Origin of the sequence: Bradyrhizobium sp. AZCC 2176 (genome assembly GCF_036924645.1) — a bacterium.
GTDB lineage: Bacteria > Pseudomonadota > Alphaproteobacteria > Rhizobiales > Xanthobacteraceae > Bradyrhizobium.
The window spans coordinates 3,200,617-3,212,847 of record NZ_JAZHRX010000001.1; the positions used below are offsets into that span (position 1 = coordinate 3,200,617).

Consider the following 12,231-nt stretch of genomic DNA (forward strand, 5'->3'; position numbering starts at 1 on the left):
CAATATCTGAAGGAACGAACAAGGGTCAAAAATGCATCCACTCATGCATGATCGCGCGACAGGTTCGGCCAATCAGCCGGGATTGCTCGCGCCCGATACGACGGGAATGAATTTCTACCGGGCCGATCCGGCGCTGACCGATCTGCTGCGGCTGCACCTTCCCGATGCGCTGTTCTGCCATATCGAGCCGCATCTCGACCGCCTCGGTGAATTGGCTGGGGGCTATCTCGACGAATGCGCCCGGCTGGCCGACCGCCACACGCCGGTGCTGCACCAGCGCGACAAGTTCGGCCGCGATGCGCAGTACATCGAATATCACCCCGCCTATCGCGAACTGGAGAAGGCCGCGTTCGGCGAGTTCGGCATTCACGCGATGTCGATCCGCAAGGGCATCATGGGCTGGCCGGACAAATACCCCGTTGTGGCCAAGCACGCGTTCACGTTCCTGTTCAATCAGACCGAGTTCGGCATGGGCTGTCCGATCAACGTCACGGATGGTTGCGCAAAGCTGCTCAACAATTTCGGCAGCGAGGCGTTGAAGGCGAAATATCTCGACGGCCTGACCCAGACCGACATGAGCAAGCTGACGCAAGGCGGCCAGTTCATGACCGAGAAGGAGGGCGGCTCCGACGTCGGCACGCTGACGACAAGAGCCGTCCAGGAAGGCGACCACTGGCGGCTCTATGGCGAAAAGTGGTTCTGCTCCAATGCCGACGCCAGGGTGGTGATGCTGCTGGCGCGTCCCGAGGGAGCAGGTCCCGGCACGCGCGGCGTCGGGCTATTCCTGATGCCGCGGCATCTCGACGACGGATCGCAAAATTACTACCGGATCGTTCGCCTGAAGGACAAGCTCGGCACCCGCTCGATGGCCTCGGGTGAAATCAAGCTCGAGGGCGCGATTGCGTACGCGGTCGGCAAGCTCGACCGCGGCTTCGTGCAGATGGCCGAGATGGTCAATTCGTCGCGGCTTAGTAACGGCGTCAAGTCGACCGCGCTGATGCGGCGTGCGCATCACGACGCGATGACGGTGGCGCGCAACCGCCTGGTGTTCGGCCAACGAATCATCGACCTGCCGCTGGCGCGGCGGCAATTGATGAAGATCATGCTGCCGACCGAGCAGGCGCTGTCGATGAGCTTTCTCACGGCGGACGCGCTCGATCGTGCGGAAGCCGGCAGCCAGGATGCCGCGGCGCTGCTCCGGATCCTGACCCCGACCCTGAAATTCCGCGCGACGCGCGATGCGCGCAAGGTCTGCGGCGACGCATTGGAGATGCGTGGTGGCATCGGCTACATCGAGGAATTTGCAACCGCGCGACTGCTGCGCGACGCCCATCTCGGCTCGATCTGGGAAGGCACCGGCAACATCGTCGCGATCGATGCGCTGACGCGCGCGGTCGGCCGCCACGGCGCAGATGCGGCGCTCGCCGCCGACCTGCATGCCCGTCTCGACGACAGCGCCAACGTGCCGCAGGCCTGGCGCGATCGCCTGCGCGAATTGGCCGACCGCGCCGTCGGCTTCGCGCGCGAAGTGGCCAGCCGGAGCGACAATGAGGGCGATGCGCGGCGCGCCACCAGCCTGCTCTATCATGTCGCGAGTGCGGTCGCGCTGGCCTGGGAGGGCGGGCGCATCCACGAGATGCGCGGCGACGCCAGGCGGCTCCTGCTCTCGCGCATGGTAGTCGACCATCGCGTTTCGGCGGGCGATCCGTTCCGGCTTGCGGAAAATGCCACCCAGCGCGCCATCACCGATCATTTGCTCGGTGAGCGCAACGTCGGCATGGCCGAGGTTGGCGAACTGCTTGTCGCAGCGTAGGCTGCTGTTAGTTCTGGTTCAAAAAACATAAATGACAGGGAGTCCCCGATGAAGGCCGCCGTCCTGCATGAAGTCAACCAGCCGCTGGTGATCGAGGATGTCACCGTGCCGAATCCCGGCCCGCGCGAAGTCCTGATCCGCACCCGCGTCGCCGGCCTCTGTCATTCCGACCTGCACTTCATGGAGGGGCTCTACCCGCATCCGCTGCCGGCGGTGCTCGGCCATGAATCGGCCGGCGTGGTCGAAAAAGTCGGCTCCGACGTCACCTATGTAAAACCCGGCGATCACGTCGTGACCTGCCTCTCGGTGTTCTGCGGCACCTGCGACAACTGCACCACCGGCCGCACCGTGCTCTGCACCGACACGACCGTGAAGATGCTGCCTGGCCAGTCCAACCGCCTGTCCTGGGCGCGCGCCGAGAAGCTCAATCAGTTCCTCAATCTATCGTCATTCGCCGAGCAGATGCTGGTGCACGAAAACGCCATCGTCAAAATCCGCAAGGACATGCCGCTGGAACTGGCGGCATTGATCGGTTGCGGCGTCATCACCGGCTACGGCGCGGTGGTGAACACCGCCAAGGTCCAGGCCGGCGAGACCGTCGCGGTGATCGGCTGCGGCGGCGTCGGCATGGCGGCGATCAATGGGGCCGCGATCGCGGGCGCCGGCCGTATCATCGCGATCGATACCAACCCGGCCAAGCTGCAGTTGGCCACCAAGCTCGGTGCCACCGACATCGTCGATCCCGCCAGGGGCGACGTGGTGCAGCAGGTGCGTGAACTCACCGGCGGCGGCGTGCATCACTCCTTCGAGGTGCTGGGCCGCAAGGAAACCGCGGAGCAGTCCTTTGCGATGCTGGCGGCGGGCGGTACGGCGACCATCGTCGGCATGATCCCGTTCGGCCAGAAGATCGAGCTGCACGGCTTCGATTTCCTGCGCGAGCGCCGCATTCAAGGCTCGTCGATGGGCTCCAACCATTTCCGCGTCGACATGCCCCGCCTCGTCGAATTCTACATGCGCGGCAAGCTGCACCTGGAGGACTGGATTTCGGCGAAGCTGAAGCTCTCCGAAATCAACGAGGGTTTTGCCAACATGAAGGCCGGCAAGACGCTGCGCAGCGTGATCATGTTTGATAGCTGAGATGCACTCTCGTCATGCCCGGGCTTGACCCGGGCATCCATCGATCTTCAAAGAAGGCCTGTTTCGAAGTGGATGGATTGCCGGGTCAAGCCCGGCAATGACGGCATTAGCCTACCGCGACACATGCGCCGAGACCGCCAGCCACTTCCCGTTCTGCTTCGCCCAGCAATCGGTATAGCGCCCATGCGCCTGCTGGCCATCGGCCGTGGTGTAGCTGGTGGCGGCGTGGATGATGGCGAAGTCGCCCAACACGCGAATCTTCACATCGTGGGCCGTTAGATTCTTGATCGTCACTGGTATTGCCGTCTGTTTCAGAAACCCGGCGCGGTCGACCAGCGACTTGTCGGGATTGGAGCAGTAGAAATCCGGCGCAAGAATCTCGTCGAAACGCTTGACGTCGGAGTTCTGCACCGAGTCGACGTAGTCGCGATTGAGCGCGGTCAGCTCTTCGATGTCGTTGCTCATGGTGTTCCCTTCAGTCCTCAATCATCAAACATCGGCGGCGGCCTGAAGCCGCCGAACTCGCGCTCGATCAGTTCCGCCAGCTTCAGCGGCGTGCGATCCTCCAGCCAGGGCCCGACGATCTGCACGCCGACCGGCAGTCCATCCGGCGAAAAGCCGGTCGGGATCGCGGTGGAGGGCAGGCCGGGCAGAGTGGCGATGCCAGGCCAGGAGAGCTGGTCGGGATAGACGTAGTCCTTGCCATCGATCCTGATGCGGCGCTTCTCCTGGTCGTCGGAATGATCGTGCGGATAGGCGGGCGTCGGCATGATCGGGCAGATCACGGCGTCAAAGCTCTTGAACAATTCGCGCCATTGCGCGCGCAGCCGCCCGCGCGCGACATCGTCCATCAGCCAGTTGCGGTGGCTTTGCGCTATGCCGCGCAGGCGTTCGGCGCGGAGGCTCAGGTCGCTCGCCGGCAGCGTGGCGACGGCGGCCTGCGCGCCGGCATAAGCTTCCGGCGGGAAGGAGGCGGCGAGGAACGCCATCAGCATCCGCATGTAGAGCCGGGATGTTGCGGCAAAGTCCGGCAGCAGCGGGCTGTCGCGCTCGACCTTGGCGCCAACCTTTTCGAGATTGGAGGCGAGGTCGCCGATCGTGCCGCGCACCACGTTGTCGGTCGGCATCACCGGGTCGGTATCGATTACCAGCACGCGAAAGTCCTTCAGCGCGCCGTGGCGCGACGCCAGCAGTGCGAGCTTGTAGCCCTTGCCGGCCTCCAGTGGATCGGGGCCTGCGATGCTGTCGAGCAGCAGCGAAAGATCGGCGGCGCTGCGCGCCATCGGACCGATCACGGCCAGGTCGCGGTCAAGCGGCAACGGTTGGAATGGCGGCGGGGTATGGCCGCGCCCTGGCACCAGCCCAAACGTCGGCTTGTGCGCATAGACGCCGCAGTGAAATGCGGGCACGCGCAGCGATCCGCCGATATCTGAGCCGAGCGACAGCGGTCCATAGCCCGCCGCGAGCGCCGCCGACGATCCGCCGGAAGAGCCGCCCGGTGTGCGACCGAGATCGAACGGGTTGTTGGTGGTGCCGTAAATCTCGTTGTAGCTCTGCCAGTCGCCGAGCCCGAGCGGCACGTTGGTCTTGCCAAGGATCACGCCGCCGGCATCCTTGACGCGCGTGATCGAGAGTGCGTCCTCGGTCGGCGTAAAATCCTTCTGCGCCGGAATGCCCCAGGTCGTCGGCAGGCCTGCGATATTGTAGGATTCCTTTACCGTCACAGGAAGACCGAGCAGCGGCTTCTTCACGCCGCGCGCCAGCTCGGCGTCGGCGGTGCGGGCCGCCGCGAGGCCGCGCTCGAAGTCGCGAACACAGATTGCGTTGATCTTCGCATCGTGCCGCTCGATCCGGGCGATTGCGTCCTCTGCCAATTCGACCGCTGAAACCTTCCTGTCTGCGAGGGCTGCCGACAATTCAACGGCGGTCCTGAAGCTCCACTGCGACTTGGCCAAGGCGTACTCCCGCTCTGTTTGTTCGACGCGGCGCGGATGATGCTCAGTTTGCGTGCATGCCGCAAGAGCAATGGCTGTACAGTGGCGGGCTGATCGAAATGTTACGCGACCAGCGCACGTCGAAGCTCGTCAGGAGAGGTGGTTAGGAAAGAAACGCGATGTAGAAATGGCTGCCGGTACATCCTGAGGATTCGACCGCCCTTAAGCTGCGCCGATCAATATCCCGACCGCGAGCACGATGGCTCCGCCGAGCACGATCTGGAACACCGCCTGCAGGAACGGCGTGTCCATGTAGCGCGCGCGGATGAAGGCGATCGCCCATAGTTCGAAGAACACCACGACACAGGCGATAGCAGTCGCGATCCAGAACGCGTTCGGCCAGGAATCCGGCACCAGATAGGGAAGGGTGTGGCCGAGGCCGCCGAGCGTGGTCATCAACCCGCAGGTGATGCCGCGCAGCCAGGGCGAGCCGCGCCCGCTCAGCGCGCCGTCGTCGGACAGCGCTTCGGCAAAGCCCATGCTGATGCCGGCGCCGATCGAAGCGGCTAGTCCGACCAGAAACGTCTGCCAGTTCTGATGCGTGGCAAAGGCGGCGGCGAACAATGGCGCCAGCGTCGAGACCGAGCCGTCCATCAATCCGGCGAGTCCCGGCTGCACATATTGCAGCACGAACATGCGCCGCTGCGTCTTGTCCTCCTCGGCGCGCACATCGGGGTTGAGAAACTCGCCAGTCAGCTTCACCGCGAGCTTCTCGTGGCCCTTTTCTTCCTCGGCGAGGTCGCCGAGCAAGCGACGCACGCCGACATCGTCGGCTTGCTCTGCGGCCTTGATGTAAAATTGCTCGGCCTGGAGTTCCATCGTCTCGACCTCCTTGCGGATGGTGTCGAGCGACAGGTTCTTGGTCAGCCAGATCGGGCGCCTTCGCAAAAATCCCTTGACGTCCTCGCGGCGGATCGGCGGCAGATGCGCCCCGAAGCGCTTCTCATAGAGTTCGAGCAGCCGATGGCGGTGGCCGCGTTCCTCCTCGGCCATCTCCTCGAACACCTTGGCTGAGTCGGGATAGCGTCCGGCGAGGTCTTCCGCGAAGGTCATGTAGATACGGCTGTCCTCCTCCTCGGAAGAGATCGCAACGGCCAGCACTTCGCGCTCGGTCAGATCGGCGAAATTCTTCACGGGACGGCGCCTACTCTTAGTTTAGAATTGTTCTAAATAGTTATAGAGCGCCGCGTATTCCCGGTCAATTCGCTTGGCCGCTTGTTTCGCTAGCCCGCCGTCGGCTTGTTGTTCGCTAGCGTCCCCCACGCAAGAATTGCACCAGCGACCAACTCACCTCGTTAGCCTGCTCCTGCTGCACCCAGTGGCCCGCGCCATCGACGAGATGGCAGCCGATCATGCGGGTGCAGGCCTTCGACTGCATGGCTTCGTATACGCCGGGGCGTTGATACGTGCCCCAGTCCTGCTTGCCCGAGATGAAGGCAGAGCGCACGTCGATGGTGCGGCCCGACCAGGTCTGCAGCTCCGGCAAAAATGCGCCCGAGGTGCCGCACCGGTACCATTGCAGGCCGCCCTGAAATCCAGTGCGTTCGTACTCCGCGCTGTAGAAGGCCAACTCGCTGTCGGGCAGCCATTTGCTGCCAGCGATTTCCGCGGCCGACGGCATTTCTGCCGCAACCGTCGCGGCCATGTCCTTGGCGAGGTCCATCACATAATAGGTCGGCAGTTTTGCGATCTCGTCAGCCGACCATGATTTGAGCGGATAGGGCCGGTTGTCTTTCCAGTCCGCGCTCTTGTGATGGTAGTAGGCGCGCAGGAAATCATGCACGCCCTGCGGCGCGCGATGCATGTCGGCATTCGCCTCGCGCGTCGAGTAGTACCATTGGTAATGTTTGCGCGGCCGCGGCAGCGCCGCCAGGTCGCGGTGAATGGGATCATCGGCGGGCTTGGCCGGTTCGTTCGCGGTGTTGAAGGGCAGCGACGGCGGGCCGCCGAACGGCGCGCTCATCATGACGACCGAGCGAAATACGTCGGGCCGGATCAGCGCGCACCACGCGGCGACCGAACTGCCGAAATCGTGCCCGATCACGGCGTCGACGCTGCGATAGCCGAACGCCGATATCAGTCCGAGCGCGTCGCGCACCAGGTTCGTGAGGCGGAACGAGGCGAGATCGCCGTCGTAGTCCGGGTCCCATCCGGTGGTGCGGCCATAACCGCGCTGGTCCGGTGCGATCACGTGATAGCCGGCTTCCGCCAGTACCGGCATCACCTTGCGCCAGGAGAAGGCGAGTTCCGGAAAGCCGTGCAACAGCAGCACGCAGGGCCGGCCGCGCGTCTCGAAACCGGCTTCCAGAACGTGCATGCGGAGGCCGTTGATGTTGTCGACGTATCGCGAGCGGATCGAGGAGGGGAGCGGGATCTCGGGGAGGGTGGTCATTGTTTGCGCCTCTCTTCCCCTCTCCTCCTGTGGGAGAGGGTGGATCGAATGAGCGGCAGCTCATTCGAGACGGGTAAGGGGTCCGTCTACGCGGATAGAGACCCCTCATCCGCCTTCCCTTCGGGAAGGCACCTTCTCCCACAAGGGGAGAAGGGAAGCAAAGTGCTACGCTTCCAGCCCGGATGGGGTGGGCAAAGCGCAGCGTGCCCACCATCACGAGCGGGGCGCTATTGGTGGGCACGGCGCGAAGGCGCGCCTTTGCCCACCCTACGATCCCTACGCCTTCGCCGCGGGCTTCGGCCAATAGCGATCCCGCAGATGCCGTTTTACCAGCTTGCCAGTCGGGGTGCGCGGCAATTCGGCCTCGAAGTCGATGCTCTTCGGGCATTTGATCGGCGATAGATGCTTGCGGCAGAACGCGATCAGTTCGGCTTCGAGTTCCTTCCCGGCCTTCGCCATGTCGTGCGGCTGCACTACCGCCTTGACCTCTTCGCCCATCTCCTCGTTCGGCACGCCGAATACCGCGACGTCGGAGACGGCGGGATGGGTGATCAGGACGTCCTCGGTTTCCTGCGGGTAGATGTTCACGCCGCCCGAGATGATCATGTAGCTCTTGCGGTCGGTGAGATAGAGAAAGCCTTCCGCGTCGAGATAGCCGACGTCGCCGAGCGTCGACCAGCCCTTGTCGTTGTAGGCCTTCTTCGTCTTCTCGGGGTCATTGTGATAGGTGAAAACAGGCGCATCGGCGAAATAGACCGTTCCGATTTCCCCTGTCGGCCTTTCCTCGTCGTTCTCGTCCAGAATCTTCACCTTGCCGACCACGGCGCGGCCGACGGTGCCGCGATGGGTCAGCCATTGCTGCGAGGTCGACACCGTGACGCCGTTGCCCTCGGAGCCGGCGTAATATTCGATCAGGATCGGTCCCCACCATTCGATCATCCTGGCTTTGACATCGACCGGACAGGGCGCGGCGGCGTGGATCGCGCCTTTCAGCGACGAGACGTCGTAAGCTGCGCGCACCTGGTCCGGCAGCTTCAGCATGCGCACGAACATGGTCGGCACCAACTGCGACTGCGTGGCCCTGTATTTCTCGACCAGCTTCAGAAATTCCTCGGCGTCGAAATGCTCCATGATGATGGAGGTGCCGCCGAGCGTGATCGCCATCATGTTGAAGCGCAAAGGAGCCGCGTGATAGAGCGGCGCCGGCGACAGATAGATGCTGTCGGACGACATGCCGCACATGTCGGCGCAGAGAATTCTCAGGAGCGGGTTCGGCACATCGATCGCCTTGCCCTCGAATTCCTTCTTGATGCCCTTGGGCCGTCCGGTGGTGCCTGACGAATACAGCATGTCGTAGCCGGCCACTTCATCCGCGATCGGCGTGGCCGGCTGCGCGGCGGCTTCCCTGTCAAAGGAACGGAAGCCCGGCTCTGGCTCGTCCATCATGTAGAGCAGCGGTCCATCCGGCTGGCCGACGAGGCCGCTGATCTGTTCGGCGCATTTCGGCGTGGTGATGAAGACTTTTGCGCCGCAGTCTTTCACGATGTAGGCGATCTCGTCCTGTGTCAGATAGCGGCTGATCGCGGTGTAATAGAGCCCTGCGCGCTGTGCCGCCCAGCAGATTTCCATGAAGGCGAGGCGGTTTTCCATCAACAGCGCGATGTGGTCGCCGGCCTTCAGCCCAAGCGAGCGGAACAGTTGCGCGCCCTGGTTCGAGAGCTCGTCGAGCTCGCGATAGGTGATGGACTTGCCAGTCCCGGCCATCTGGTAGGCGATCTTGTTCGGCCGGGTGCGGGCGTGGATGGAGGGGTGGGTCATTCATAATCCCGAAACAACGTGGTCGCCCCTGCGAACGCAGGGGCCCAAAACCATCGCTCTGAATATTGAAACGAGCTGGAGCTCCAGCGACGTATAACCACAAACACTTGTGGTTATGGGTCCCTGCGTTCTCGCAGGGACGACACCTTTGTTGTTGTGGCGCCTGTGGGCGCTTTCTTACAGCCTTTCCACGATCGTCACGTTGGCCATGCCGCCGCCTTCGCACATGGTCTGGAGGCCGTAACGCTTGTTGTTCTGCTTGAGGGCATTGACCAGCGTGGTCATCAGCTTGGTGCCGGAGCCGCCGAGCGGATGGCCGAGCGCGATCGCGCCGCCATTGACGTTAAGCCGTTCCGGATCGGCGCCCGTCGTCTTCAGCCACGCCACCGGCACGGCCGCGAAAGCCTCGTTGACCTCAAACAGGTCGATGTCGTTGATCGACATGCCGGCCTTTTCCAGCGCCCGCTTGGTGGCGTGCAGCGGGGCATCCAGCATGATCACGGGATCGCCGCCCATCATGGTCATGTGATGGATGCGCGCGAGCGGCTTGACGCCGAGCGATTTGAGGCCGCGTTCGTTGACCACCATGACGCCGGACGCGCCGTCGCAGATCTGGCTGGCGCTGGCGGCGGTATGCTTGCCGTTCTCGGCGATCAGCTTGACGCCCCTGATGCCATCGAGGCTGGCGTCAAAGCGGATGCCTTCATCGATATGGTGGGTATCGGTCGAGTTGTCGGCCCGGGTGATCTCAAGCGGAACGATCTCGTCCCTGAACTTGCCGGCTTGCGTTGCGGCAATCGCGCGCTGGTGGCTGTTGTAGGAATATTCGTCGAGCTGGTCCTTGGAGAGCCCGTATTTCTCGGCCATCATTTCCGCGCCGGTGAACTGGCTGAACACGATATTCGGGTATTTCGCCTCGAGGCCGGGGCTCTTGTAATGGCCAAAACCGTTCTTGGCGGGGAGCTGCGAGGCGAGGCCCATCGGCACCCGCGTCATCGATTCCACGCCGGCGGCGATCACGATGTCCATCGAGCCGGCCATCACGGCTTGCGCCGCGAAATGCAGCGCCTGCTGCGACGAGCCGCATTGGCGGTCGACCGAAGTGGCGGGCACGCTCTCGGGAAGTTTCGAGGCCATCACCGCGTTGCGGGCGATGTTGTTGGACTGCTCGCCGGCCTGCATCACGCAGCCCATGATCACGTCCTCGATCTGGGCGGGATCGACCTTGGTGCGATCGACCAGCGAATTCAGCACGGAAGCGGCGAGATCGGCCGGGTGCCAGCCTGCGAGACGTCCGCCCTTGCGGCCGCCCGCGGTCCGTGCGGTGGCGACGATATAGGCCTCGGCCATGTCTGTTCTCCCTGATTGTTCTGATGGTGTTTTGAAAGTTGGGCCGGATTTAAGGGGCGCTGCGGGATTTAGTCAATCAATCAATTAACTCTTGAGTGCAGCCGCGGCATGCGCTTATGTGCGGACCGGATTTCCGGCGGGTGAGGAATGGCGTCGCAATTGAATACCAGCGTACCGGCCAGGCTTCCGAGCGGCAGAAATGCCACCGCCGAGAAGCTGCTTGTCGCGGCGAGCGAGCTGATGATCGAGCGCGCCTCGATCGAGGTGTCGCTGTCCGACATCGCACAGAAGTCGGGCGTCAACGCTGCGCTGGTGAAATACCATTTCGGCAACAAGGACGGGCTGTTGCTGGCGCTTCTGGCACGCGACGCCGCGACCGAGATGTCGGGGCTCGAATATCTGATCCGCCAGCCGATCACGCCGACCGCGAAACTGCGCCTGCATATCGGCGGCATCATCCGTGCCTATCACCAGTTCCCCTATATGAACCGGCTGATCCACTATCTCCTGCACGAGAGCACGGCAGAGGCCGCAGACGAGGTATCGAAGTTTTTTGTTGCGCCGCTGCTCGAATTCCATCGCCGGCTGCTTGCGGAAGGCGTCAAGGCCGGCGAGTTCCGCAACATCGATCCGGTGCTGTTCTACACCAGCCTGATCGGCGCCTGCGATCACCTGTTCTTCGGCCGCCACGCGATGTCGCGGGCGACCGGTGTCGGTCCGGTCACCGACGAGGTCTGCCGCGAATATATCAAGCATATGGAAGCGCTGATTTGCGGCGGGATGTTGAATGGGAATGGGCGAATGGTGAGTAGCGAATAGCGAATGGGCCCTGATCCATTCGCTACTCTCTATTCGCCATTCGCCATCTAGAGAAGAAACGCCCAAGGAAGGAAAGGTAGTTACAATGCAGTTGCAAGACGTAGCCGTTCTCATCACCGGCGGTGGCTCCGGCCTCGGCGCCGCTACCGCCCGCGCCATGGCCGCCAAGGGCGCGAAAATCGGCGTGATCGACCAGAACAGGGAAAACGCCGAAAAGGTCGCCGCCGAAGTGAAGGGCGTTGCCCTGCATGCCGACGTGACCGACGAAGAGGCGATCAAGGCGGCGATTGCCAAAGCCGAAGCCGCGCACGGCATCGCGCGCGTCTTGATGAACTGCGCCGGCATCGGCGGCTCGCAGCGCACCGTCGGCAAGGACGGCGTCTATCCGCTGGCAAAGTTTGTCCGCATCATCAATGTCAACCTCATCGGCACCTTCAACGTGCTGCGCCTGTTCGCGGAGCGGCTTGCGACAGCGCCGCCGATCGGCGAGGAGCGCGGCGTTGCCATCAACACCGCCTCCGTCGCAGCCTATGAAGGTCAGATCGGTCAGATCGCCTATTCGGCCTCGAAGGGCGGCGTCGTCGGCCTCACGCTGCCGGCCGCGCGCGACCTCGCCAGCCTCAAGATCCGCGTTAACACCATCGCACCCGGCCTGTTCCTGACGCCCTTGCTGATGGGCCTCAACGAAGAGGCCCGCAAGAGCCTCGGCGCCCAGGTGCCGCATCCGGCCCGCCTCGGCGATGCCTCGGAGTACGGCAACCTCGCGGTTCACATCGTCGAGAACCCGATGCTCAACGGCGAGACCATCCGCCTCGACGGCGCCATCCGCATGGCGCCGCGGTAGCGCAAACTCGGTCGTTGTCCCCGCCTGGTGCGCAATTGCGTACGGGGCGCGGGGACCCCGTACG

Annotated in this window: 10 protein-coding genes; 4 read left to right on the forward strand and 6 right to left on the reverse strand. The window is 63.4% G+C overall.

The window, feature by feature from the left end:
• Positions 1–31: 31 nt before the first annotated feature.
• Both V1288_RS14830 and V1288_RS14835 read left to right on the forward strand, forming a co-directional pair.
• A complete protein-coding gene (locus V1288_RS14830) occupies positions 32–1,813 on the forward strand; it encodes an acyl-CoA dehydrogenase family protein (RefSeq protein WP_334357741.1) in 1,782 nt (593 codons plus the stop codon).
• Between the two features lie 48 nt (positions 1,814–1,861).
• Positions 1,862–2,950, forward strand: a complete 1,089-nt coding sequence (locus V1288_RS14835) for a Zn-dependent alcohol dehydrogenase (RefSeq protein ID WP_334357742.1) — start codon at positions 1,862–1,864, stop codon at positions 2,948–2,950.
• Between the two features lie 111 nt (positions 2,951–3,061).
• Here V1288_RS14835 and V1288_RS14840 read toward each other — a convergent pair whose 3' ends face one another.
• The 6 genes from V1288_RS14840 to V1288_RS14865 all read right to left on the reverse strand — a co-directional run bounded on the left by V1288_RS14840 (position 3,062) and on the right by V1288_RS14865 (position 10,504).
• Positions 3,062–3,415 (reverse strand): nuclear transport factor 2 family protein, encoded by a 354-nt coding sequence (locus V1288_RS14840; protein WP_334357743.1) that lies wholly within the window; start codon positions 3,413–3,415, stop codon positions 3,062–3,064.
• A 17-nt stretch (positions 3,416–3,432) separates the two neighbouring features.
• Entirely contained in the window at positions 3,433–4,905 is a 1,473-nt protein-coding gene (locus tag V1288_RS14845; protein ID WP_334357744.1) for an amidase, read from the reverse strand.
• Positions 4,906–5,106: 201 nt separating this feature from the next.
• Positions 5,107–6,078, reverse strand: a complete 972-nt coding sequence (gene mbfA / locus V1288_RS14850) for an iron exporter MbfA (protein WP_334357745.1) — start codon at positions 6,076–6,078, stop codon at positions 5,107–5,109.
• A 115-nt stretch (positions 6,079–6,193) separates the two neighbouring features.
• On the reverse strand, positions 6,194–7,336 hold the full coding sequence (locus V1288_RS14855; protein WP_334357746.1) for an alpha/beta fold hydrolase: 1,143 nt from the start codon (positions 7,334–7,336) through the stop codon (positions 6,194–6,196).
• A gap of 276 nt (positions 7,337–7,612) precedes the next feature.
• Positions 7,613–9,154, reverse strand: a complete 1,542-nt coding sequence (locus tag V1288_RS14860; protein ID WP_334357747.1) for an acyl-CoA synthetase — start codon at positions 9,152–9,154, stop codon at positions 7,613–7,615.
• A 177-nt stretch (positions 9,155–9,331) separates the two neighbouring features.
• Positions 9,332–10,504, reverse strand: a complete 1,173-nt coding sequence (locus V1288_RS14865) for an acetyl-CoA C-acetyltransferase (protein ID WP_334357748.1) — start codon at positions 10,502–10,504, stop codon at positions 9,332–9,334.
• Positions 10,505–10,651: 147 nt separating this feature from the next.
• On the opposite strand from V1288_RS14865, the gene V1288_RS14870 reads away from it, so the two are divergent.
• The gene (locus V1288_RS14870) at positions 10,652–11,323 is read left to right on the forward strand and encodes a TetR family transcriptional regulator (RefSeq protein ID WP_334357749.1); all 672 of its coding nucleotides are present in this window, start codon (positions 10,652–10,654) and stop codon (positions 11,321–11,323) included.
• A gap of 85 nt (positions 11,324–11,408) precedes the next feature.
• Complete coding sequence (locus V1288_RS14875) at positions 11,409–12,167, forward strand: SDR family NAD(P)-dependent oxidoreductase (RefSeq protein WP_334357750.1); 759 nt, start codon at positions 11,409–11,411, stop codon at positions 12,165–12,167.
• Positions 12,168–12,231: the final 64 nt, after the last annotated feature.